Here is a 22,867-nt window from a genome sequence, read left to right as displayed (position 1 = left end):
CTATATCATATAGCATTTAATTTCTCAGGTGTCTGCAAATCGAAATTGCAGGCAGAATTTCATTTAGTTTGTTATGGAGAAAAACAAAGCTAGTGGAACAGACAAATCAAACTAAACCTATCGTCGAGCTGCGTTCTTTAAGAAAAGCTTATGGCGATAACACAATTATCAATAATTTTAATTTAACCATTAATAATGGTGAGTTTATTACCATTCTTGGTCCGTCGGGTTGCGGTAAAACCACGGTTTTACGTTTAATTGCGGGATTTGAGGAAGCGAATGGCGGACAGATTATTTTGGACGGCGAAGACGTGACGAATATCCCGGCCGAACAACGTCATGTGAATACGGTATTCCAAAGTTATGCGTTGTTTCCGCATATGACGATTTTTGATAATGTGGCATTTGGTTTACGTATGCAGAAAGTGCCTGAGAGCGAAATTAAAACACGCGTGCTCGAAGCGTTACGCATGGTGCAATTGGAAGATATGGCTAACCGTAAGCCGACTCAGCTTTCGGGCGGGCAACAACAACGTATTGCCATTGCGCGTGCGGTGGTGAACAAACCGAAAGTTTTGTTGCTGGACGAATCCTTATCCGCATTAGATTATAAATTACGTAAGAAAATGCAGAACGAATTGAAATCTTTGCAGCGGCAATTAGGCATTACCTTTATTTTTGTGACACATGATCAGGAAGAAGCGCTGACTATGTCGGATCGTATCATCGTGTTACGCAAAGGGAATATCGAGCAGGACGGCTCTCCGCGCGAGATTTATGAAGAACCGCGTAACTTATTTGTGGCTAAGTTTATCGGTGAAATCAATATCTTTGACGCAACCGTGATTGACCGCGTTGATGAGCAGCGTGTTAGGGCGAATGTGGAAGGACATATCTGTGATATTTATGCCTCTCAGCCGGTGCAACCGAAACAAAAACTGAAAGTATTGCTTCGTCCGGAAGACGTATTGCTTGAAGAATTAGATGAGAACGAGAAATCCAGTGCGATTATCGGCCATATTCGCGAACGTAATTATAAGGGAATGACACTGGAATCTACGGTAGAACTTGAGCATAACGGTAAACTGGTTCTGGTCAGCGAATTCTTTAACGAGGACGACCCGAATATCGATCACTCATTAGATCAGAAAGTGGCGGTCACTTGGATTGAAAAATGGGAAGTGGTATTGAATGATGAAAATGACGACCAATAAATTTCAGAAAATTACGGTTGGTATCATCTTCGCTTGGCTGATTTTCTTCGTCTTTGCGCCGAATTTTTTGGTGTTTATCGTCAGCTTCTTAAGCAAAGATGCCAGCAATTTTTACGCGTTACCGTTCACGTTTGAAAACTATACCCGCTTGTTCGAACCGTTGTACGGAACTGTGGTGTGGAATTCACTGTACATGTCGGCGATTGCGACCGTACTTTGTTTGGTAATCGGTTATCCTTTTGCATTTATCATGACTAAAATCAATGCAAAATATCGTCCGTTTTTAATGTTTTTGCTGGTATTACCGTTCTGGACAAACTCATTAATCCGTATTTACGGGATGAAAGTGTTTTTAGGTGTAAAGGGAATTTTGAACGAAGCGTTACTTTCAATCGGGTTGATTAACGAACCGATTCGTATTTTAAATACGGAAGTGGCGGTGATTATCGGGTTAGTATATTTGTTATTACCGTTTATGATTTTACCATTGTATTCCGCCATCGAAAAACTGGATTTGCGTTTGTTGGAAGCGGCGAAAGATTTAGGTGCAAATGCATTTCAACGTTTTGTGAAAATCATTATTCCGTTGACGATGCCGGGTATCGTTGCGGGGTGTCTGTTGGTGTTATTACCGGCGATGGGCATGTTCTATGTGGCGGATTTACTGGGCGGAGCAAAAGTACTGTTGGTGGGTAACGTAATTAAGAGCGAATTTCTGGTCTCCCGCAACTGGCCGTTCGGCGCCGCAATCAGTATCGGTCTGACCATTCTGATGGCATTGTTGATTTTCGTTTATTATAAAGCGAATAAATTACTGAATAAGAAAGTGGAGTTAGAATAATGAATCGTATGCTGCGTAATTTCTTTATGTTTGTGGTGTACGCTTATTTGTACATTCCAATTTTTATTTTGGTAGGTAATTCTTTTAACGGCGATCGTTACGGGTTAAGCTGGAAAGGCTTCAGCTGGAACTGGTATGAACGGTTGTTTAGTAACGATACCCTGATTCAAGCGGCGATTCATTCTGTAGTCATCGCTTTTGTGGGTGCCACATTAGCTACCGTTATCGGCAGCTTAACGGCGATTGCCCTTTACCGTTATAAATTCCGCGGTAAGCAGGCGGTAAGCGGTATGTTGTTCGTGGTAATGATGTCGCCGGATATTGTCATGGCGGTATCCTTACTGGCATTGTTTATGATTGTCGGTATTTCATTAGGCTTTTGGTCATTATTATTGGCGCATGTCACGTTTTGTTTGCCTTATGTCGTTGTCAGCGTCTTTTCGCGTCTGAAAGGTTTTGACATTCGCATGCTTGAAGCCGCACGCGATTTAGGTGCGAGTGAAGTTACGATTCTGCGTAAAATCATTTTGCCGCTGGCGTTACCCGCAATCGTATCCGGTTGGCTGTTAAGTTTTACCCTTTCGCTGGACGACGTAGTGGTGTCGTCTTTTGTGAGCGGTGCAAGCTATGAAATTTTACCGTTGAAGATTTATTCATTGGTAAAAACCGGGGTAACGCCCGAAGTTAACGCATTGGCAACTATTATGATCGTATTGTCATTGCTCTTGGTCATGCTAGGCCAATTAATCGGACGTAAAGACAAAGGGTAAAAAAACTTCGCCTGGACAAACCGCACTTTTATCCATACAATAGCGCCCGACCGGTAAGCTAGAAACTAGCCTAAAGTCAGGCGTTTTTTTATGTCTTTCTATCGGAAAGGCGGATACTCTTAACATCATCATTGGAGAAAATCTGAATGAAAAAATTAGCGGGTCTTTTCGCGGCTAGCTTAGTAGCGGTTGCGGTGACAGGTTGTAATGATAAAGACAGTAACGCTGACGGCGCAAACAACGCGCAGGCTTCAGGCGATAATGTCGTCAATCTTTACACCTGGACCGAATATGTACCGGACGGTTTATTGGACGAATTCACTAAAGAAACGGGCATTAAAGTAAACGTTTCCAGTCTGGAATCCAACGAAACCATGTATGCTAAAGTAAAATTGCAGACAAAAGGTGACGACGGCTATGACGTAATTGCACCTTCTAATTACTTTGTATCTAAAATGGCGCGTGAAGGCATGTTAACAGAATTGGATCACAGCAAATTACCGGTGATTGCCGAGCTTGATCCGGATTGGTTGAATAAATCTTATGATGAAGGTAATAAATACAGCCTGCCGCAGTTATTAGGCGCACCGGGTATCGCATTTAACGTGAATACTTACAAAGGCTCGGATTTTACTTCTTGGGGCGATTTGTGGAAGCCCGAATATGCCGGTAAAGTTCAATTATTAGATGATGCCCGTGAAGTATTCAACATTGCATTAGTAAAATTAGGGTTTAATCCGAATACTACGAATCCGGATGAAATCAAGGCGGCTTACGAAGAATTATTAAAATTACGTCCGAACGTGCTTTCGTTTAATTCCGATAATCCGGCCAATTCTTTCATCGCAGGAGAGGTGGAGTTAGGTCAATTATGGAACGGTTCGGTGCGTATCGCGAAAAAAGACGCACCGAATACCATCGACATGGTATTCCCGAAAGAAGGGCCGGTGTTGTGGGTTGATACATTAGCTATTCCGGCAAATGCCAAACATCCGGATGCGGCGCATAAATTAATCAACTATTTATTAAGTGAAAAAGTGGCAGAGAAATTAACCCTTGAAATCGGTTATCCGACTTCTAACTTAAAAGCCAAAGCCAAATTACCGGCTGAAATTACTCAGGATCCGGCAATTTATCCGGCTGCGGAGGTATTGCAAAACGCCCATTGGCAAGATGACGTAGGGGAAGCGGTAGAACTTTACGAAAAATATTATCAAGAGCTGAAAGCGGCAAGATAATAGGCAACAGTTGTTCGTTTAACTAAAAAGTGCGGTAAATTCGACCGCACTTTTCGGTATTCGGAATATTGAGTGATATTCAATACTTAAAAGGCTCCAATCGGAGCCTTTTTACATTGAAATGCCAAAGATTACAGCAGAAAATTACTGATAAAAATAACGGCAATAATCACCGGTACTACGAATTTCACGTAGTTAAACCAAACGGTGGTAAAGGTTGAATCCGGTGTAGGCGATAATTCTTTTTTGGCCTGATCTTTTAACACAAATCCAACAAATACGGCACAGCCGAGAGCGGTTAATAAAAACAGAATATTTCCGCTGATGTAATCAAAGGCATTAAAAATACTCATGCCGAACGGACGCACGTCTTTCAGCAGATTGTCACTCAATACGGACGGAATATTACCTATCAGAAAAATACCGCCTAATGTCAGAATAATGGCTTTACCGCGTCGCATACGCAGCTTTTCCTGTAATGCCGTAATCATCACTTCGTAAATGGTTATGGAAGTGGTGAGCGCAGCGATCAGCAATAAACTGAAAAAAACGATCGCAAAGAATGTACCCGCCCATAAATGGGAAAAAACAATAGGCAGGCTTTGGAACACTAAAGTCGGTCCCGAATCCGGCGCAATGCCGAAACTAAACAGCGACGGGAAAATCATAAATCCCGCCAACACGGCGATAATGGTGTTGGTGAAACCTGTGATCACAGCCGTTTGGATCAGGTTTTCTTGTTTGCTGAGATAACTGGATAGCGTAATGATGACGCCGAATCCCAGACTTAACGCAAAGAAAACCTGTCCTAATACTTTTATAAACAATTGTGGCGTGATTTTACCGAAATCGGGTTTCAAATAGTAAATAATCCCTTCCATCGCACCGGGCAGGGTAACGTTGCGGATAACCATACCGATTAAAAATACGAACAATAACGGCATAAGGAATTTTACCGAACGCTCAATACCGCCGATAATGCCTTTTGCCAGAATAATGTAGTTAACGGCGACAAAAATAAAGGTATAAACGGCAATTTGTAACGGACTATTACCAATACTCATATCATAGAAATTTTTTGCCGTATCTTTGGTGATCGGAACGGAAATATCCAGCGAACCGTTGATCAGACTGACGACATAGTTCATCACCCAGCCGCCGAGCACCATGTAGTACGCCATAATACCGAATGCGCCCAACAGTCCCGTGTAACCCAGAATTTTCCACCATTTGGAAATATGCTTATCATGAAGTTTGTCGCCAAAAGCATCAATGGAATTTACCCGCAAACGACGACCGATGACATTTTCCACCAGAATCATTGGAATACCGATAACAATCATCGCGATGCAGAAAAGCAGTACGTAGGCTCCGCCGCCGTTTTCCCCGACTAAATATGGAAACCGCCAGGTAGCGCCGAAGCCGACCGTCGCGCCCGCCACCGTCATTATATAGGTGAGTTTGCTTGACCAGGTTTGACGTTCTTGTTTTTGAGTCATGAATTTTATTTCCGTTAAGTTTAAAAAAAGCGCATTATTTTAACCGTACTTACACGATTTAGCAAAATAATGCCGGGAATCAGACATCGGTTTTACCTTTGTATTCGCACAAATCTTCAATAATACAGGAACCGCAACGCGGTTTGCGTGCAATGCAAGTATAACGCCCGTGTAAAATCAGCCAGTGATGGACGTCCACTTTGAACTCCGCCGGTACCACCTTATTCAGTTTTTCCTCGACTTTTACCACATCTTTACCCGGCGCGAAACCGGTACGGTTGGCTACCCGGAAAATGTGGGTATCCACCGCGATGGTGGGATATCCGAACGCGGTATTGAGTACCACGTTAGCCGTTTTACGCCCTACGCCCGCCAGGCTTTCCAATGCGGTGCGATTTTCCGGAATTTTACCGTTAAATTTTTCGATTAGATCGCGGCAGGTTTTGATGATGTTTTCCGCTTTGCTGTTATAAAGCCCGATGGTTTTGATGTATTCTTTCAAACTGTCGACCCCTAAAGCCAGAATGGCTTGCGGCGTATTTGCCACGGCAAACAGTTTTTTCGTGGCTTTGTTTACGCTTTTGTCGGTGGCTTGTGCCGATAAAATAACCGCGATCAATAGCTCAAAAGGCGAATTATAGACCAGTTCGGTGGTCGGCTCAGGCATTTCCTCCCGCAATCGGGTAAGAATTTCAATTCGTTTTTGCTGATTCATGCTCTATATTTATCCCAAATATTTTTTGCCGCTAGAATAATCCCCAACCCGATAAACGCCCCGGGGGGTAAAATGGCCAGTAACAGGTTGCTGTCATGATGAAAAAACTCAATACGGAACATTTTTGCCCAGTCGCCGAGCAATAAATGTAAACCGTCAAATAAGGTACCGTTACCTAAGATTTCCCGCAATGCACCTAATAAAAACAGACTGAGCGTCATACCCAATCCCATTGCAAAACCGTCGAAAGCGGAATGCAACACGCCGTTTTGGGAAGCGAAAGCTTCCGCACGACCAATCACAATACAGTTGGTGACAATCAGCGGAATAAAAATTCCGAGAGATTGATACAGGCTGTAGGTATAAGCGTTCATTAAAAGTTGTACCGCTGTCACCGTGGTGGCAATGATCAATACGTAAACAGGAATACGGATTTCATGGGGAATCTGTCTGCGCAGCAGTGACACCACGGTGTTTGTACAAGTCAGCACCAGTAATGTCGCTAATCCCAACCCCAGCGCATTCGTGGCGGAATTCGATACCGCCAGCAACGGACAAAGTCCGAGTAATTGGACGATGGCGGGATTGTTACGCCATAACCCCTGAGCGAATAACTCACGCCAAAAATTTTGGTTAGTCTGTTCTGTCATATAAAAAACTCACGTAATTTTGACCGCACTTTTAAATGCGGATTATTTATTTGATGTTTCCTTTGATTGCCGGTTTAATGCTTCCAGCGCCGAGCGTTTTACCTGGTTGACCACAGCCCGCGGCGTAATAGTTGCGCCGGCGAATTGATCAAATTTTCCGCCGTCTTTTTTTACCGCCCAATCCCGCAGGTTTTGCTGATCGATTTTTTTACGGGTGAAACTCAAAATCCAATCGGAAATCCGCGTTTCGATTTTATCGCCGAGCCCCGGCGTTTCATTATGTTCCAATACGCGAACGCCGAGAATCTCGCCTTCCGGCGTCATGCCTATCAGCAAACGGATTTTGCCTGAATACCCGTCCGGCGCCGTCGCTTCTATAGCGTAGGCCCGCACTTGACTGCCGGAAAGTGCGGTACAAATTTTGTCAATTTCGCGAGAATCCGGGGTCTCGCAGTTTGTCGTTACATCGTTATCGTAATAACCGTGGGGAATTACCTGTGCCAGCGAAGCCTGTTGTTGTTTGGCGATTTCGGCATTGATTTTATCTTTGGTGAGAAAATAAACGCCTGTGGAAATTGCCGTACAGATCAGAGCGACCAGACCTAAAACCACTCCGTATTTGAGCGAAATTTTTCCGGTGTTCATATTAATTTCTCCCATTCAAGCCGTAACCCGCCACTCGCGGACGGGTGTATTGATCGATTAACGGCACGCAAATGTTGGCAAGCAGAACCGCAAACGCCACGCCGTCCGGATAGTTGCCGAACTGACGGATTAAACATATCAACAAACCGATTAATATACCGAACACCCATTTGCCTTTCGGCGTCACCGGTGCGGTAACGGGATCGGTCGCAATAAAAAATGCACCGAACATCATGGCACCGCTGAACAGTTGAGCGAAAAAGCCGACTGCCTGTGCATTGCCGAAAAGATCAAATAGTCCGCAAAAAATACCGAGGGATAATAATATTGCAACCGGCGTTTGCCAGTGAATAGCTTTTTTCCAAATTAAAAATAATCCGCCGATGAAAAAGGCTAAATTGACTTGCAACCAACCCAAACCCGCCTCTAAACCAGGCAGAAAAATCGGTTGGTTCAGTAAATCCGTTGCCGATCCTCCGCTTTTCAGCCAGGTTTTGGCACTGTCTAAAGGCGTTGCGGAGCTGAGGCCGTCGATGGAAGATACCAGTTGTGACAGGCTGAATCCGTCACCGGTAACACCGGAAAAAATCAGACCGAGGCTGTCGCCAAAAGTCGGCGGTTCATGTAACAGGGAAATCGGCGGCATCCAGCCCGTCATTTGTACGGGAAATGAAATCAGCAACACGACATAACCTACCATGGCGGGATTGAATAAATTTTGTCCTAACCCGCCGTATACATGTTTACCCAAGATCACGGCGCAAAATGTACCGATCAGAATTACCCAATAAGGTGCGTAAGGCGGAATTGCCATAGCAAGAATCAGTGCGGTTAGTATTACGCTGAAATCGCTTATATAAAATAACGACGGTTTTTTACGTAATTTGGTGACCGCAAATTCCAGTATTAATGCCAAGGCAACGGCTAAACAAATTTGAATTAATACGCCGAAACCGAAATAGTAAACTTGTACCGCCAATGCCGGCAACATGCCGAAAATCACCCACAACATAATGCGTGCTGTGAGTTTGCCTGAATGAATATGAGGAGAACTGGTCAGTTTAAACATTTATTTTTACTCATCATTTAATACGGGTTAAGCTGTTGTCTATCGAGCCTTAACCGTTTGATCTTATTTTTTCTCACTTTCCGCCAGCATCGCCGCTTTTTTCGCTTTGGCACGGGCAATCGCCGCAGCCACGGCGGCTTTTTTCGGATCAGGTGCGGTCGGATTTTGCGCTGTTTTTTCCGTCGCGGTTTCGCCGGTTGTCGCTTGTGCGGCTTTTTTCGCTTTGGCACGGGCAATCGCCGCAGCCACAGCGGCTTTTTTCGGATCAGGTGCGGTCGGATTTTGCGCTGTTTTTTCCGTCACATTTTCCGTCACGGTTTCGCCGGTTGTCGTTTGCGCGGCTTTTTTCGCTTTGGCACGGGCAATCGCCACGGCCACGGCGGCTTTTTTCGGATCGGGTGCGGTCTGATTTTGCGCTGTTTTTGGTGTGGAATGCGTATTATCCGCCGAAATCGTGGCACTGTCGCTGTTGCTTGCCGAGCTAACCGGTGAATTGCCGTTTGTCTGTTGACGGGCTAAACGGCGGGCTCTGCGCAATGCCGTTATTTCACTGTTGTCCGGCACGCTTTGGCCTTTTTCCGTGCGAATAGTTTTAATGTGCGGTGCGCCTTGGGCGGAACCGCCTGTTTCCGGTGCTTCGCCGGCTTTTTTCGCTTTTAAGCGGGCGAGTGCGGCCTGTACGGGATCTTCGCCCTTATTGGCCGCCAATTCTTCGCGACGGGCGGCGGCGGCACGCTGACTGCGCGCTTTGCGAGCCTGTTCTTCCCGTTCCAGTCGCGCCTGACGGGCTTCGAAACGGATTTTGGCTTCTTCCGATTTTCTGGCTTTTGCCTCAATATCCCAAATTTTGGCTTTTTCCTGGCGGAAGTATTGAATAAGCGGGATATGGCTCGGGCAAACGTAAGCGCACAGACCGCATTCGATACAGTCCATGAGCTGATATTGATTGGATTTTTCGTGATCTTCGGCCCGGGCATACCAGTACATTTGCTGCGGCATCAGATGTACCGGACAAGCGTCGGAACAGGCGGAACAACGAATACAGGCTTGTTCGGTCGCTTGCGGATCATATTCGAAATGATCCGGCGCCAATAAACAGTTTGCCGTTTTGGTTATCGGTGCGCGTAAATCCGGTACGATCAGTCCCATCATCGGGCCGCCGACAAACACCGGGAAACGGTTATCGGGTTGATAACCGACATGTTTCAGAATGAAATCGATAGGCGTTCCTAAACGTACCCATTGATTACCTTTGTGCGGGATTTTGTCACCGGTAAGGGTGACGACCCGCTCAATCAAGGGCTCGTCGTTGATGACGGCGCGTTTAACGGCAAAGGCGGTTCCCACATTTTGCATTAATACGCCAATGCTGGACGAACGTTGACCGTGTGGCACTTCCATGCCGGTGAGCACGTAAATCAGCTGTTTGGCGGCTCCGGATGGGTATTTGGTCGGAATGACACGAATATCCATATCGTTTGCCCCTTGTAATGAGGTGCGCAGCGCGTTGACCGCTTCCGGTTTGTTATCTTCAATGGCTATTACCACTTTTTCCGGACGCAGAATGTAACGCAAAATACGTACGCCTTCAATAATTTCGGCGGCATAATCGCGCATGAGACGATCGTCGCAGGTGATATAGGGTTCGCATTCGGCGCCGTTAATGATCAGTAATTTGACTTTGCCTAACGCCGCATCGACTTTCGCTCCGGTTGGGAACACGGCGCCTCCCAAACCGGCAACGCCGGCACGATAAATTTTTTCGATAAGTCGCTCGGGTGTATGGGTAAAGTAATCTTCCGTCGGATTTTGCGGACGCCATTGGTCTTTGCCGTCGGCATGAATATGTACGGCAAGTTCGCTTAATCCGGACGGGTGTGCGGCGATATGGGGTTCGATTGCGACGACGGTACCGGATGTAGGCGCGTGCACCGGTAACACCCGCAAACCGTCACCTAAAGTGAGCGGTTGTCCTTTGAGTACGTAATCGCCTTCTTTTACCAGCAAATTACCGGCATTGCCTGCATGTTGCTTAACAGGTACATAATAATCTTCTGCTAAAAGTGCGGTAGAAATCGGTGTTGAATTGGACTGAGATTTCATTTCCGGCGGGTGAATGCCGCCGTCAAAATCCCAAAGTTTACCGGAATTATAGCGGGTTAATACATCAGTCATTTGGTTTTCCCTCCGCTGCATTTTTTACCGGGATGATATTGGGTGCCGATTTCCAGTCCCAATTTTCAATTTTAGGTTCGACTTTTTCCATCGTAATGCAATCTGTCGGGCAGGGGGCAACGCAAAGTTCGCAACCGGTGCAAAGCTCCGGAATCACGGTGTGCAGAGTTTTATTAGTTCCGATAATAGCGTCTACCGGGCAGGCTTGTACGCATTTCGTACAACCTATGCACATGTCTTCGTGGATAAATGCGACTTTAATTTCGGGTTCGGAAACACCGTCCATTGTCGGTACGTCTACGCCGAGAATCTCCGCAATTTTTACCACCGTCGGCTGACCGCCGGGAATACATTTAGTGATTTCATCGCCGTTGACAATGGCTTCGGCATAAGGTTTGCAACCGGGATAACCGCATTGTCCGCATTGACTTTGCGGGAGTACGGCGTCAATTTTTTCCGCCAACGGATCCGCCTCTACTTTGAGTTTTACGGAAGCAAGCCCCAAGATGACTCCGAAAATTAAGGCGAGAGCGGCGACAGCAAGCAGTATATACATCATCATTTATGCTCTCACTAAACCGGCAAAACCCATAAAGGCAAGCGACATTAAACCTGCGGTAATCAATGCGATGGAGGCGCCGCGGAACGGCACGGGCACATCGGCCGCAGCCAAGCGTTCCCGCAAAGCGGCGAATAAAATAAGTACAAAGGCGAAACCTAATGATGCGCCAAAACCATAAACTACGGATTGAGTAAGGTTATGAGTAAGATTTACGTTAAGCAGCGCTACGCCCAATACCGCGCAGTTTGTGGTGATAAGCGGCAGGAAAATGCCCAGTAAGCGATACAGTGTCGGACTGGTCTTGTTAATCGCCATTTCGGTGAATTGCACCACGACTGCAATTACCAAAATAAACACTAGCGTGCGTAAAAATTCCGCTTTTAACGGAATAAGCAAATAAGTATTGACCAAATAAGAACAGAGTGACGCTACGGTTAACACGAACATGGTCGCCAACCCCATGCCCACTGCGGTTTCGACTTTCTTCGACACCCCCATGAACGGGCAAAGACCTAAGAATTTTACCAGCACAAAATTGTTGATTAATGCGGTTGATACGATGAGTAGAATATATTCCATAGCTACATGTAAATTCGCGTTTTGCGAGAGAAAAGTAGAAATTAAACCGGTATTATCCTAGTTTTACCTGTTCAGAACAATAAAAAATTTGAGGTAATTTGTGTTGCGGAATATAGCGGACGGCGAGTCGGCAGGATTAGCGTTCGGGCAGCGGTCGGGGTAAATTTATACGATGAATAGGCGGCGGTAACGGTTCGGGCGGACCTAAAAAGTGCGGTTGTTTTTGGCGGAATAATTCCCACAGCATCAGCACGCGGGCAAAACTTTCCCGCACACGGGTATAGGATATGCTGTAAGGTGAACGGGCGACGAAACAGAGGGCGTCGATATGGTGGTATTTAGCGATGAATAACGCCCGTTCGCAATGAAAACGCTGGGTGATGATCGTCATAGGTTCGGCACGAAACACTTCTTTAGCACGGATAATGCTGTCGAGCGTGCGGAATCCAGCATAATCGGAAAATAAAAATTGGTCGGCAATGCCGAGTTTGCGTAAATCCCGTGTCATGGTACGCGGTTCGTTATATTGCAGAGTACGGTTATCGCCGCTCAGTAACAGATAATCGATTTTTCCCTGTTTGAATAAGGTATCGGCAGCTTGGATTCGATTAGCGTAAAATACGTTGGGCGTGCCTTTGGCCACGTATTTCGCCGTACCGAGTAATAATCCGTAAGGTCGGTAGGGCAAGCGGGACGGATCGGTATAAATGGCGTCTTTAACATAATAGGCGATCATTTGATCGACGGCGGTGAGTAATACGATAAATAGCGTAGCACCGATAGCCAGTATCCCGATAAGTCGTTGCAGCGAAAACGCCGTAAAAATCGACCGCACTTGATGAGCAAGCGAGATCAGGGGGCGGGAAATCAAACTCGGCATTAGGTAATTTTCTCCTTCTCAGGTGAGTAACCTTAAAGAAAAGTGCGGTCAAATTCAAGGGTAAATTTTAAACGGTGATTCCGGTTGTTATTTTTAGCCGTTTAGACGTCTAAAATTTCTTGACAAAAAATAACCTCGGCGGTAGCTTATACGCATCTTTTACCTTTTATTCTGTTTTTCGCTTTTGGATTTATCATGGCAGTACAAAAAGTGACGCTTTTCAACGATTGCCCGCTCAGCTTGATGTTCGGCGGGGAGCTAGACCACATTGAAGTGGCATATCAAACTTATGGAACGTTGAATGCGGACAAAAGCAATGCCGTTTTATTATGCCATGCTTTAACCGGCGATGCCGAACCTTATTTCCCCGACAACAGTCAAAACGGTTGGTGGCAACAGTTTATGGGGGAGGGACTGGCACTTGATACGGAAAAATATTTTTTTATCTGTTCCAACGTGCTGGGCGGTTGTAAAGGCAGCACGGGGCCGTCCTCCGTTAACCCGAAAACGGGTAAACCTTTCGGCAGTAGTTTTCCCAACATCATTGTGCAGGATATTGTGCGTGTTCAAAAAGCATTGATTGATCATCTCGGTATTCCGCATCTTCATGCGGTGATCGGCGGCTCTTTCGGCGGTATGCAGGCTACGCAGTGGGCGATTTATTATCCCGATTTTATGAATAACGTTATCAATCTGTGTTCTTCTTTAACGCTGAGTGCGGAGGCTATCGGTTTTAATCACGTCATGCGTCAGGCAATTATTAACGATCCTCATTTTCATCGCGGTGATTATTATGAAGGGGAACCGCCGGAAAAGGGACTTTCAATCGCCCGGATGTTGGGCATGTTAACCTACCGTACGGATATTCAGTTGGCGAAAGCTTTCGGGCGGGCGACAAAAGCGGAAGGCATGTATTGGGGCGATTATTTTCAAGTGGAAAGTTACTTGACTTATCAGGGAAAAAAATTTCTGGGGCGGTTTGACGCCAATACCTATTTGCATTTACTGCGTGCGCTGGATCTGTATGATCCGAGTATCGGATTTGAAAATATGCATGCTGCGCTTTCCCGTATCAAAGCGCGTTATACCCTGGTATCCGTCACTAATGATCAACTGTTCAAACTGGTGGATTTACGCAAAAGTAAAACGTTACTGGAGCAGGCGGGAGTGAATCTGTTGTATTATGAGTTTCCTTCCGATTACGGACATGATGCGTTTTTGGTGGACTATGACAGTTTCGACGGTAAGATTCGCGCAGGGCTGGAATAAAATAATCAAAAAATTGACCGCACTTTTTCATTGCTGCGGTCAATCTTTTTATACGAACGGTTATGGTTGAGACGGCGAAATAACAGTCAGTTGATGATGCGTAAAATTGCGTTTTAATTCAGCCACCGTTTTTCCGTCGGGCAGAATCCGTTCCAAGGCGATTTCAGCCAGCGGAACCACGACAAATTCGCGATTTTGCATATCGTAATGGGGAATCGTCAGTCGTTCGCTTTGTATTTTTACGTTATCGTATAGCAAAATATCCAAATCCAAGGTACGTTCGCCCCAACGGCGTAGACGTACCCGTCCCTGTTGGTTTTCGATACGCTGTAATTTGTCCAATAATGTCAGCGGCGACAACTCGGTTTGAATTTTTAATACCGCATTGACATAATCCGGCTGATCCTGCGGTCCCATGGGTTTACTGCCGTAGTAACTGCTGGTTTTTACAATAACGGTTTCCGGTAAAGAAGCGATGGCCTTGACCGCCGCATCCAACTGCTTCACCGGCTGATTCAGATTGCTGCCTAAAGCAATAAAAGCGGTAGCCATTATGCCGCCGCCTTCGGTTTACGCCGTTTACGCGGGCGATAATAACGTTTTTTCTTCGGTGCTTTTTTATTCTGTTCTTTTACCAAATGATGACGCTGTTCTTCATTACTGAATTGATATTCGTGCCACCAGATCGCCAATTCAATGGCTTCTCCGCCTTCGATTTCGGCCCGCATAGCCAACAGATCATAAGCCGCCCGGAATTTAGGGTGATTCATCGTAGTGGCGGGGAATCTGCCGGCCCGTTTCATTAATTGCAGCTGTAGGAACCAGATATCTCGGATCACGCTGGTGTGACGACGGGGAATCGCCAAAGCGGAACAACATTGTTCCAACATTTCATTAGTTGCGAGCGCATAGGCGTCATGGTTATTCAAACCGCCTTCATTTTTCAGCATTTCCACTTTTTCACGTAACGGATACCAAAAAAAGGCAGCGAATAAAAATGCCGGATTAATTCGTAGTTTATCCGCAATACGTTCATCGGTCGAAGTCAATGCTTTTTCGATCATACGTTCGGCAAAGCTATCGTTTTTTTCGGTGAAATAAGGCATTAATGCGGGGAAAAGTTGGTCAAATAATCCGTATTCGCACATTAAACGATAAGTTTTGAGACCGGCTCCGGCCTGCAATAATTTCAGACTTTCGTCGAATAATCGAGCCGGCGGAATATTTTTCAATAACGGTGCCAGTTTACGAATCGGTTCTTCGCTCGGTTTATCCAGAAACATATCCAGTTTCGCCATAAAACGAATGGAACGCAGCATCCGCACCGGATCTTCTTGATAACGGGTAGCCGGATCGCCGATTAAACGGAGTTTGCCGGCTTTGAGATCTTCAATGCCGTGGTAATAATCGTGAATAGTATTGTCTTTCGGATTGTAATACAGCGCATTAACGGTAAAATCACGGCGTTCGGCATCCTGTTCCAGGGTGCCGTATACATTATCCCGCAGCAGCATGCCGTCCTCGTTACGGCGTGCCTGATTTTCATTTTTGCTTTCCGCATGGTGAGCGCGGAAAGTCGCCACTTCGATAACGTCGCGACCGAACATCACATGCGCCAAACGGAAACGGCGTCCCACTAAACGGCATTGACGTTGAAAAACCGTTTGAATTTGCTCCGGACGGGCGTTTGTCGCTACATCGAAATCTTTCGGTTTTTTACCTAACAATAAATCCCGCAAACAGCCGCCGACTATATAGGCTTCGTAACCGTTACGATTGAGCTTTTCCACTACCGTGAGCGCGTTTTTGCTAATCATGCGCGGAGTAATACCCGCCACGCTGGCTTTAATGATATGTTTATTGTAGTGAGAGGCTTGTTTTTCGGATTTGAAATTTTTTTTAGATGAACGGGCGCGTTGAGCCGATTGAGAAATAAAGTGCGGTTCGTTTCGTTCGTGTTTTTTCGATTTTTCCTGTCTTGAATGCTTGCTGAACAGGTTTTTGAGGTAAGTTAAAATAATTTACTACTCCAATAAAAAGAGTGGGCATAATGCGCCCACCGTATCATTAGAAAATTAATAACCCATTTGTTTTTCGCGAACTTCCGCAAGGGTTTTACAATCAATACAGAGGTCCGCGGTCGGGCGCGCTTCCAAACGGCGGATACCGATTTCTTCACCGCAGGAATCGCAATAACCGAAATCTTCAGAGTCTAATTTTTTTAATGTGCTTTCGATTTTTTTCATGAGTTTACGTTCACGATCGCGTGTACGTAATTCCAGACTGAATTCTTCTTCCTGTGTTGCACGATCGGCAGGATCCGGAAAGTTTGCCGCTTCATCTTGCATGTGAGCCACAGTACGGCTTGCTTCTCCTACAATCTGATCGTGCCAGGCTTGCAGAATTTTGCGGAAGTGAAGAATTTGTTTTTCGTTCATGTATTCTTCACCGACTTTTTCTTGGTATGGTTCAACGCCAGCCAATGCCAAAAGACTTAAAGATGCCGAGTTTGTAGTTGCCATGTTTTTCTCCAAAACAGTAAATAAAATCCTGTACCAAAAACCCATGGTTTTTGAAAGGCGTATAAATAGCAGAAGTCGGATAAATAATCAAATAAAATCGTTATAAACTGCAAATTTTTACATTGAATTGACAAATTTGTGAACGAGATTCCAATTCTGCTTTAATCAAGTTTAATCCGCAGCATTTTTCCGTCATATTGCGTCAATCAGGCAAAATTCAAGAGAGTTGTACGGTGGAAAAATTCGTATTGGGCTGTATCGCCGGGGTTTTGAGCATTTTGTTTTTACCCGGATCAAGATTATTATCTTTAGATTCCTTATTTGGCGTTTTGTTCATTTTTATCGTTCTCAATGCTTATTTTTATTCTCGGCGTAAACCACGTGCGTTTTCCATTGCATTGCTCGGCTTAGGGGGTTGTGTCGGCGTAGCGATTTCCCATACGCAGGCTTTGCATTTGTTTGAACAGGCTCAGGCGGTTTCCGTGCGAAATATTACGGCGGAATTTCGTATTCAAAAAGTACAGCATTCCGGCGATTACCAAACCGCAATCGTAAGAAATACGGCGAACCGCCAACTGAATTATGTGACTTGGAATAATCCTCTTCCAGTGAAAGCCGGTGAAATCTGGCGGCTCGAAATGCGTCAACGTCCGTTGTCTTCCCGTTTGAATCAAGGCGGGAGCGATCGACAGGCGTGGTATTTTTCTCAGGGGATTACGGCTACGGGAACGGTGAAAAGTGCGGTCAAAATTCGTGATGATTTTTCATGGCGGGAAACTCGGTTTCATCAGGCATTCGAACGGACGGCTGCGTTATCGCAACAGGGATTGCTATTGGCGTTGGGGTTTGGCGAACGCGCTTGGTTGTCGCCCGAAATCCGGAAAGTTTATCAGCGAACCAATACGGCACATTTAATCGCGATTTCCGGGTTGCACATCGGATTAGCGATGATGTTGGGAACGGTTCTGGGACGGGTGTTGCAGTTTTTTCTGCCGACTATACGGATTTCGCCGCTGTTCCCGCTGTTTACAGGTGTAAGTTTGGCATGGATTTATGTAAATCTGGCGGGGTTTGCCGTCTCCACTTCCCGTGCATTACTGGCTTTATTGCTGGTAACGGGACTGCGTATGACACGGGGCTACTGTTCGGCTTGGCAGCTTTTTATTTACGGCGTCGCCCTTTTATTGCTGAGTAATCCGTTGATGGTTTTATCCGTCGGTTTTTGGTTGTCGGCGGGAGCGGTGTTTTGTCTGATTTTGTGGTATCGGATTTTCCCGCTGAGAGCCGTCCGTTGGCGCAATCGCCCGATTCCGGTCAAAGTGCGGTGGATTTTTGCATTGCTACATTTACAGTTCGGTTTGTTATGGCTGTTTACACCCGTTCAGGTTGCTTTATTCAACGGTTTTTCCTGGGCGGGACTGGCTGCGAACCTGATTGCCGTCCCGTTTTTCAGCTTTTTATTAGTACCGCTGGTGTTGTTTGCCGTGCTGACGGACGGTGCGGGAGCGACCTGGCAAATTGCCGATCAACTCGCTCAATGGATTGCTCGCCTGATTATGCGGTTTGACGGTTATTGGCTGACGGTCAGCGAAAAAACAGGTTGGATTTTGACCGCACTTTTAACGCTATGCCTGTTGATGTTTATTCGTCGGCTTTATCGTGAACTTGCGCAACCGGCTCCGTCGTTGCCGTCGCATACCCCTTCCTTAGGCGGATTCTCTTTATTTTCCGAAAATAAACCGGCGGAGCTGTCGGGAATCGTTATCGGTTGCCTGTTATTGCTTTCGTTGTGCGGCGGTCGTTTGGCATATTTATGGTTACAAGAACCGGATTGGCGGGTGGAAACGTTGGATGTGGGACAAGGGCTGGCAACCTTGATTGTGAAAAATCAACGCGCCGTTTTGTATGATACCGGTGTGGCTTGGGAAGGCGGCTCCATGGCGGAAATTGAGATCCTGCCTTATTTGCAACGGCAAGGGATTGTGCCGGAGCAGTTGATTTTAAGTCACGACGATAAAGATCATGCGGGTGGCGCACGGGTGATTTTACGGACTTATCCCGACATTGAACTGATTACGCCGTCACACAAAAACTACGGTAAAACCGACCGCACTTTTTGTGTTAAGGGACTGAACTGGCATTGGCAAGGTTTGACATTTGAGGCGTTATCACCGGCGGAAATCGTACCGCGTGCGGAAAACGGCGATTCTTGTATTATACGGGTTTCCGACGGTATTCACCGCGTTTTGTTGACGGGTGATGCGGATGTGGCGGCAGAAAATAGGATTATTGATCGGTTAGGGAAAATCAATGTGCTGCAGGTGGGGCATCACGGCAGTAAAACCTCTACGGGCAGTCGTTTGGTGCGGCAAATCCGACCGGATATCGCATTGATTTCAAGCGGACGTTGGAATCCTTGGCATTTCCCGCATCCGTCGGTGACGGAACGTTTGATTCGTGTGCAAAGTGCGGTGAAAAATACGGCGGTTTCGGGACAGATTTCCGTTCGTTTCCATGGCGGGAAGATGGCGCTGGAAACCGTGAGAACCGATTTTTCGCCCTGGTATCGTGGATTTATTGGCGAAAGTACGAAATAACGGGTACAATGCGTTCAAATTTTTACGGGCGATTGGATTTATGACACAAGAAAAAGATATTTCGACTTTTAAAACCTTTAAGCGTTTATGGCCGACAATTCAACCTTACAGCTGGGTGCTGGTGGGCGGCGGTGTCATGTTAATACTGAATGCGTTGATTGACTCGGGGTTGATTTACCTGCTCAAACCGTTGTTGGACGAAGGATTCGGCGCGGCGGATCACGATTTCCTGAAATTAATGGCGCTGGTTGTGGTGGTGTTTATCTTCTTCCGCGGCATTACCAATTATTTTTCCGCTTACGCCATTTCTTGGGTGGCGGGCAATGTGGTGATGAATATCCGTCGTCGTTTGTTCCGTCATATGATGTTTATGCCGGTGAGCTATTTTGATCAAAATCCTGCCGGACGTTTATTATCCCGCGTCACTTATGATACGGAAATGGTCGCCAATTCGTCATCCGGCGCTTTAGTGACAATCGTGCGTGAAGGCGTCTATTTGGTTTCACTGTTTGTAGTGATGATTTATACCAGTTGGAAGCTTTCCGTGGTGTTGTTCGTGCTGGCTCCTATTATCGGCGGACTGATTGGCGTGGTATCGAAACGTTTCCGGGAGTTAAGCCGTAATATTCAAGGCGCGATGGGAGAGTTAACCACGACCACCGAGCAAATGATCAAGGGGCATAAGGTAATTTTGTCTTACGGCGGACAACAAGTGGAAGAAAAACGTTTTAATGATGTCAGCGACGACATGCGCCGTAAAGGCTTAAAAATTGTGGCGGCGGACGGTATTGCCGACGGTGTGGTGCAATTAATCGCGTCGTTAGCCTTATCCGCCGTATTATATGCGGCGACCATTAAAAGTCTGGCGATTGATAATTTGAGTGCCGGTTCTTTCACCGTGGTGTTTTCCTCTATGATGGCGATGATGCGCCCGTTGAAATCTTTAACCAATGTAAATTCCCAGTTTCAGCGAGGAATGGCGGCTTGTCAGACTTTATTCGATTTTCTGGATTTAGATGTAGAAAAAGATCGGGGAACTAAAGAAGTTACACGCGCTAAGGGCGAGGTGACGTTTAAAGACGTCTTCTTTGCTTATGACGGTAAAGAAGAGTTAGCGTTGAAAAATATCAGCTTTAATATCGAACCGGGTAAAACCGTGGCGTTGGTGGGAAGATCCGGTTCGGGTAAATCCACCATTGCCAGTTTATTGACCCGTTTCTATGATGTTATGGACGGCGAAATTCTGCTGGACGGTGTGAATATTCAGGATTATAAACTTTCTAATTTACGCGAGCAGTGTTCTATCGTGTCGCAACAGGTACATTTATTTAACGACACTATTGCCAACAATATTGCTTATGCGGCGAATGATCGTTACAGTATCGACGAAATTATCGCTGCGGCGAAAGCGGCGCATGCAATGGAATTTATCGAGAAACTGGATAACGGATTGGATACGGCGATTGGTGAAAACGGTGCCAGTTTGTCCGGCGGTCAGCGTCAGCGTCTCGCTATTGCCCGTGCTTTATTGCGTAACTCGCCGGTACTGATTCTGGATGAAGCCACTTCGGCGTTAGATACGGAATCGGAACGCGCGATTCAGTCGGCATTGGAAGAGTTGCAAAAAGATCGTACCGTGTTGGTGATCGCCCATCGGTTATCCACCATTGAAAAATCCGATGAAATCATCGTGATTGAAAACGGCGAAATTAAAGAACGCGGTACCCATGCGGATTTATTGGCGCAGGACGGTGCCTACAAACAATTGCATTCTATGCAGTTTTCCCATTAAATAAAGCGGGTGTTCGCCCGCTGTTTTCTCATTAAAAACAACATTCATATGGGCATAAATAAGCCCGTATTACGGAGGCAATAATGAATTTCTGGTATTCCCGTTCCAAAATCGCCTATCTGTTGTTGCCTTTCTCTCTTCTGTTTTGGCTAATCAGCACTATCCGCCGTTTTTTATTTCAATCAGGCATCCTCTCCGCTTATAAAGCTCCCGTTCCCGTTATTGTCGTAGGAAATTTATCGGTAGGCGGTAACGGCAAAACCCCGGTGGTGATATGGTTGGTACAACAGCTACAGATGCGCGGCTTAAACTGCGGTGTGATTTCCCGCGGTTACGGCAGTCAGTCCGAGGTCTATCCTTTATTGGTGAATGCTGAAACTGATCCTGTTCGGGGTGGGGACGAACCTGTTCTGATCGCCAAACGCGCCGGCGTACCTGTGTGCATTTCACCGAATCGTCAGCAAGCGATAGAATTATTATTAAGCAGTTATCCTTGTGATGTTATCGTCAGCGATGACGGATTACAGCATTATAAACTACAACGCGATATCGAAATCGTGGTGATGGATGCCGTCAGAGGGTTAGGTAACGGATGGGTTTTGCCGGCGGGACCGTTGCGGGAATTACCGAGTCGTTTAGCGGATGCGGATTTCATTATCGGTAATGGCGGCGAGAATGTTTATACGGATACGGCAATGCGGTTGGTTCCTCATTATGCGATCAATTTAGTGACAAATGAAAAACGTGAATTAAACGCTTTTGAACAAGCGATAGCGATTGCCGGAATCGGCAATCCTGACCGCTTCTTTAAAATGTTACAGGATGAAGGTATTCGGCTGGTAAGCTCACAGGCATTTCAGGATCACCAAAAATTCAGCGCCGATTTATTTGCGCGATTTGCACCGAACGTGCCTTTGCTGATGACCGAAAAAGACGCGGTAAAGTGCGGTCGGTTTGCGCAACAAAATTGGTGGTATGTACCGGTGGACGCTGAAATTACAGGGGAAAAATCCGCCGCACTTTTAGATAAAATCGAACAAATGACACAGCAAGGAAAATAATATGACGACATTTACGGTAATTATTCCCGCGCGTTTTGCGTCAAGCCGCTTGCCGGGTAAACCGCTGGCGGATATCGCCGGTAAACCCATGATCCGACACGTGTGGGAAAAAGCCCGTCGGTCGGGGGCAAGCCGTGTGGTCGTGGCGACGGATAACGAGCAGGTCAAAAATGCGGTATTACAATTCGGCGGCGAAGTGTGTATGACGTCGGAAAAACACAATTCCGGCACGGAGCGTCTGGCGGAAGTGGTAGAAAAATTAGATATCGCAGACGATGAAATTATCGTGAATATCCAAGGTGACGAGCCCTTGATTCCGCCTGTCATTGTACAACAGGTGGCGGCGAACCTGGCAAAGTATCGGGTGAATATGGCAAGTTTGGCGGTGAAAATAGAGGATGTCCAAGAACTTTTCAATCCTAATGCCGTCAAAGTGCTGACGGATCAGGCGGGATACGTTCTGTATTTTTCGCGGGCGGCGATTCCGTGGAACCGTGACGAATTTGCGGATATTGCGGCAAATACGAAAAATCTTGATGACTTACGGTTGGGTGATCATTATTTACGCCATATCGGCATTTATGCCTATCGTGCGGGATTTATCAAACGATATGTGCAATGGCAGCCGACGGCATTGGAAAAAATCGAAAGTCTGGAGCAGCTGCGTGTGTTGTGGTATGGTGAACGCATTCATGTCGAACTTGCCGAAGAAGTACCGGCTGTAGGCGTGGATACACCGGAAGATTTAGAAAAAGTGCGGTCGATTTTGACGGCGTTTTAAACAACAAA

Annotated in this window: 21 protein-coding genes; 9 read left to right on the top strand and 12 right to left on the bottom strand. The window is 46.1% G+C overall.

The window, feature by feature from the left end:
- Window positions 1-92 precede the first annotated feature (92 nt).
- From potA to ASUC_RS09010, 4 genes are all read left to right on the top strand, one after another.
- Window positions 93-1,214 carry a spermidine/putrescine ABC transporter ATP-binding protein PotA gene (potA, locus tag ASUC_RS09025; protein ID WP_012073475.1) on the top strand — a complete coding sequence of 374 codons (1,122 nt, stop codon included), beginning with the start codon at window positions 93-95 and terminating at the stop codon, window positions 1,212-1,214.
- Window positions 1,195-2,055: a spermidine/putrescine ABC transporter permease PotB gene (potB, locus tag ASUC_RS09020; protein WP_041834810.1), complete on the top strand. Its 861-nt coding sequence runs from the start codon at window positions 1,195-1,197 to the stop codon at window positions 2,053-2,055. The genes potA and potB overlap by 20 nt, the downstream gene beginning before the upstream one ends.
- Entirely contained in the window at window positions 2,055-2,825 is a 771-nt protein-coding gene (gene potC, locus ASUC_RS09015) for a spermidine/putrescine ABC transporter permease PotC (protein WP_012073473.1), read from the top strand. The genes potB and potC overlap by 1 nt, the downstream gene beginning before the upstream one ends.
- A gap of 146 nt (window positions 2,826-2,971) precedes the next feature.
- A complete protein-coding gene (locus tag ASUC_RS09010) occupies window positions 2,972-4,063 on the top strand; it encodes an extracellular solute-binding protein (protein WP_012073472.1) in 1,092 nt (363 codons plus the stop codon).
- Window positions 4,064-4,194: 131 nt separating this feature from the next.
- On the opposite strand, the gene ASUC_RS09005 is transcribed toward ASUC_RS09010, so the two are convergent.
- The 9 genes from ASUC_RS09005 to ASUC_RS08965 form a co-directional block, all read right to left on the bottom strand.
- Window positions 4,195-5,562 (bottom strand): sodium-dependent transporter, encoded by a 1,368-nt coding sequence (locus ASUC_RS09005; protein ID WP_012073471.1) that lies wholly within the window; start codon window positions 5,560-5,562, stop codon window positions 4,195-4,197.
- 79 nt (window positions 5,563-5,641) lie between these two features.
- On the bottom strand, window positions 5,642-6,277 hold the full coding sequence (gene nth, locus ASUC_RS09000) for an endonuclease III (protein ID WP_012073470.1): 636 nt from the start codon (window positions 6,275-6,277) through the stop codon (window positions 5,642-5,644).
- Window positions 6,274-6,927 carry an electron transport complex subunit E gene (locus ASUC_RS08995; protein ID WP_012073469.1) on the bottom strand — a complete coding sequence of 218 codons (654 nt, stop codon included), beginning with the start codon at window positions 6,925-6,927 and terminating at the stop codon, window positions 6,274-6,276. Before ASUC_RS08995 ends, nth begins: the two co-directional genes overlap by 4 nt.
- Window positions 6,928-6,969: 42 nt before the next feature.
- Window positions 6,970-7,572 (bottom strand): electron transport complex subunit RsxG, encoded by a 603-nt coding sequence (rsxG, locus tag ASUC_RS08990; RefSeq protein WP_041834661.1) that lies wholly within the window; start codon window positions 7,570-7,572, stop codon window positions 6,970-6,972.
- A 1-nt stretch (window position 7,573) separates the two neighbouring features.
- Window positions 7,574-8,641, bottom strand: a complete 1,068-nt coding sequence (rsxD, locus tag ASUC_RS08985) for an electron transport complex subunit RsxD (protein WP_012073467.1) — start codon at window positions 8,639-8,641, stop codon at window positions 7,574-7,576.
- Window positions 8,642-8,704: 63 nt separating this feature from the next.
- The gene (rsxC, locus tag ASUC_RS08980) at window positions 8,705-10,816 is read right to left on the bottom strand and encodes an electron transport complex subunit RsxC (protein ID WP_012073466.1); all 2,112 of its coding nucleotides are present in this window, start codon (window positions 10,814-10,816) and stop codon (window positions 8,705-8,707) included.
- Window positions 10,809-11,372 (bottom strand): electron transport complex subunit RsxB, encoded by a 564-nt coding sequence (rsxB, locus tag ASUC_RS08975; RefSeq protein WP_404799675.1) that lies wholly within the window; start codon window positions 11,370-11,372, stop codon window positions 10,809-10,811. The genes rsxC and rsxB overlap by 8 nt, the downstream gene beginning before the upstream one ends.
- A gap of 6 nt (window positions 11,373-11,378) precedes the next feature.
- Window positions 11,379-11,957: an electron transport complex subunit RsxA gene (gene rsxA, locus ASUC_RS08970; RefSeq protein ID WP_012073464.1), complete on the bottom strand. Its 579-nt coding sequence runs from the start codon at window positions 11,955-11,957 to the stop codon at window positions 11,379-11,381.
- 136 nt (window positions 11,958-12,093) lie between these two features.
- Complete coding sequence (locus tag ASUC_RS08965) at window positions 12,094-12,837, bottom strand: SanA/YdcF family protein (RefSeq protein ID WP_012073463.1); 744 nt, start codon at window positions 12,835-12,837, stop codon at window positions 12,094-12,096.
- A 195-nt stretch (window positions 12,838-13,032) separates the two neighbouring features.
- On the opposite strand from ASUC_RS08965, the gene metX reads away from it, so the two are divergent.
- Entirely contained in the window at window positions 13,033-14,106 is a 1,074-nt protein-coding gene (gene metX, locus ASUC_RS08960; RefSeq protein WP_012073462.1) for a homoserine O-acetyltransferase MetX, read from the top strand.
- Window positions 14,107-14,166: 60 nt separating this feature from the next.
- Here metX and folK read toward each other — a convergent pair whose 3' ends face one another.
- The 3 genes from folK to dksA form a co-directional block, all read right to left on the bottom strand.
- Window positions 14,167-14,658, bottom strand: coding sequence for a 2-amino-4-hydroxy-6-hydroxymethyldihydropteridine diphosphokinase (gene folK / locus ASUC_RS08955; protein WP_012073461.1), 492 nt, complete (start codon window positions 14,656-14,658; stop codon window positions 14,167-14,169).
- Entirely contained in the window at window positions 14,658-15,923 is a 1,266-nt protein-coding gene (gene pcnB / locus ASUC_RS08950; RefSeq protein ID WP_012073460.1) for a polynucleotide adenylyltransferase PcnB, read from the bottom strand. Before pcnB ends, folK begins: the two co-directional genes overlap by 1 nt.
- Before the next feature lie 258 nt (window positions 15,924-16,181).
- Window positions 16,182-16,628, bottom strand: a complete 447-nt coding sequence (dksA, locus tag ASUC_RS08945; RefSeq protein ID WP_012073459.1) for an RNA polymerase-binding protein DksA — start codon at window positions 16,626-16,628, stop codon at window positions 16,182-16,184.
- Window positions 16,629-16,861: 233 nt separating this feature from the next.
- Between dksA and ASUC_RS08940 the strand changes: the two genes are divergently transcribed.
- From ASUC_RS08940 to kdsB, 4 genes are all read left to right on the top strand, one after another.
- Entirely contained in the window at window positions 16,862-19,225 is a 2,364-nt protein-coding gene (locus ASUC_RS08940) for a DNA internalization-related competence protein ComEC/Rec2 (protein ID WP_049752192.1), read from the top strand.
- 40 nt (window positions 19,226-19,265) lie between these two features.
- On the top strand, window positions 19,266-21,017 hold the full coding sequence (gene msbA, locus ASUC_RS08935) for a lipid A ABC transporter ATP-binding protein/permease MsbA (RefSeq protein ID WP_012073457.1): 1,752 nt from the start codon (window positions 19,266-19,268) through the stop codon (window positions 21,015-21,017).
- Window positions 21,018-21,100: 83 nt separating this feature from the next.
- Window positions 21,101-22,078, top strand: a complete 978-nt coding sequence (gene lpxK, locus ASUC_RS08930; protein WP_012073456.1) for a tetraacyldisaccharide 4'-kinase — start codon at window positions 21,101-21,103, stop codon at window positions 22,076-22,078.
- A 1-nt stretch (window position 22,079) separates the two neighbouring features.
- On the top strand, window positions 22,080-22,859 hold the full coding sequence (gene kdsB, locus ASUC_RS08925) for a 3-deoxy-manno-octulosonate cytidylyltransferase (RefSeq protein WP_012073455.1): 780 nt from the start codon (window positions 22,080-22,082) through the stop codon (window positions 22,857-22,859).
- Window positions 22,860-22,867 lie beyond the last annotated feature (8 nt).

The organism is Actinobacillus succinogenes 130Z, from assembly GCF_000017245.1.
Taxonomy (GTDB): domain Bacteria; phylum Pseudomonadota; class Gammaproteobacteria; order Enterobacterales; family Pasteurellaceae; genus Exercitatus; species Exercitatus succinogenes.
This window is presented reverse-complemented; position numbering and strand designations above follow the sequence as displayed.

Excerpts from the sequence above, each read along its gene's own strand:
- ASUC_RS09005 (WP_012073471.1), bottom strand. The coding sequence starts at position 5,562 with ATGACTCAAAAACAAGAACGTCAAACCTGGTCAAGCAAACTCACCTAT.
- ASUC_RS08965 (WP_012073463.1), bottom strand. The coding sequence starts at position 12,837 with ATGCCGAGTTTGATTTCCCGCCCCCTGATCTCGCTTGCTCATCAAGTG.
- kdsB (WP_012073455.1), top strand. The coding sequence starts at position 22,080 with ATGACGACATTTACGGTAATTATTCCCGCGCGTTTTGCGTCAAGCCGC.
- msbA (WP_012073457.1), top strand. The coding sequence starts at position 19,266 with ATGACACAAGAAAAAGATATTTCGACTTTTAAAACCTTTAAGCGTTTA.
- lpxK (WP_012073456.1), top strand. The coding sequence starts at position 21,101 with ATGAATTTCTGGTATTCCCGTTCCAAAATCGCCTATCTGTTGTTGCCT.
- folK (WP_012073461.1), bottom strand. The coding sequence starts at position 14,658 with ATGGCTACCGCTTTTATTGCTTTAGGCAGCAATCTGAATCAGCCGGTG.
- rsxA (WP_012073464.1), bottom strand. The coding sequence starts at position 11,957 with ATGGAATATATTCTACTCATCGTATCAACCGCATTAATCAACAATTTT.
- rsxG (WP_041834661.1), bottom strand. The coding sequence starts at position 7,572 with ATGAACACCGGAAAAATTTCGCTCAAATACGGAGTGGTTTTAGGTCTG.
- metX (WP_012073462.1), top strand. The coding sequence starts at position 13,033 with ATGGCAGTACAAAAAGTGACGCTTTTCAACGATTGCCCGCTCAGCTTG.
- ASUC_RS08995 (WP_012073469.1), bottom strand. The coding sequence starts at position 6,927 with ATGACAGAACAGACTAACCAAAATTTTTGGCGTGAGTTATTCGCTCAG.
- potC (WP_012073473.1), top strand. The coding sequence starts at position 2,055 with ATGAATCGTATGCTGCGTAATTTCTTTATGTTTGTGGTGTACGCTTAT.
- dksA (WP_012073459.1), bottom strand. The coding sequence starts at position 16,628 with ATGGCAACTACAAACTCGGCATCTTTAAGTCTTTTGGCATTGGCTGGC.
- nth (WP_012073470.1), bottom strand. The coding sequence starts at position 6,277 with ATGAATCAGCAAAAACGAATTGAAATTCTTACCCGATTGCGGGAGGAA.
- pcnB (WP_012073460.1), bottom strand. The coding sequence starts at position 15,923 with ATGATTAGCAAAAACGCGCTCACGGTAGTGGAAAAGCTCAATCGTAAC.
- rsxB (WP_404799675.1), bottom strand. The coding sequence starts at position 11,372 with ATGTATATACTGCTTGCTGTCGCCGCTCTCGCCTTAATTTTCGGAGTC.
- ASUC_RS09010 (WP_012073472.1), top strand. The coding sequence starts at position 2,972 with ATGAAAAAATTAGCGGGTCTTTTCGCGGCTAGCTTAGTAGCGGTTGCG.
- potB (WP_041834810.1), top strand. The coding sequence starts at position 1,195 with ATGAAAATGACGACCAATAAATTTCAGAAAATTACGGTTGGTATCATC.
- rsxD (WP_012073467.1), bottom strand. The coding sequence starts at position 8,641 with ATGTTTAAACTGACCAGTTCTCCTCATATTCATTCAGGCAAACTCACA.
- rsxC (WP_012073466.1), bottom strand. The coding sequence starts at position 10,816 with ATGACTGATGTATTAACCCGCTATAATTCCGGTAAACTTTGGGATTTT.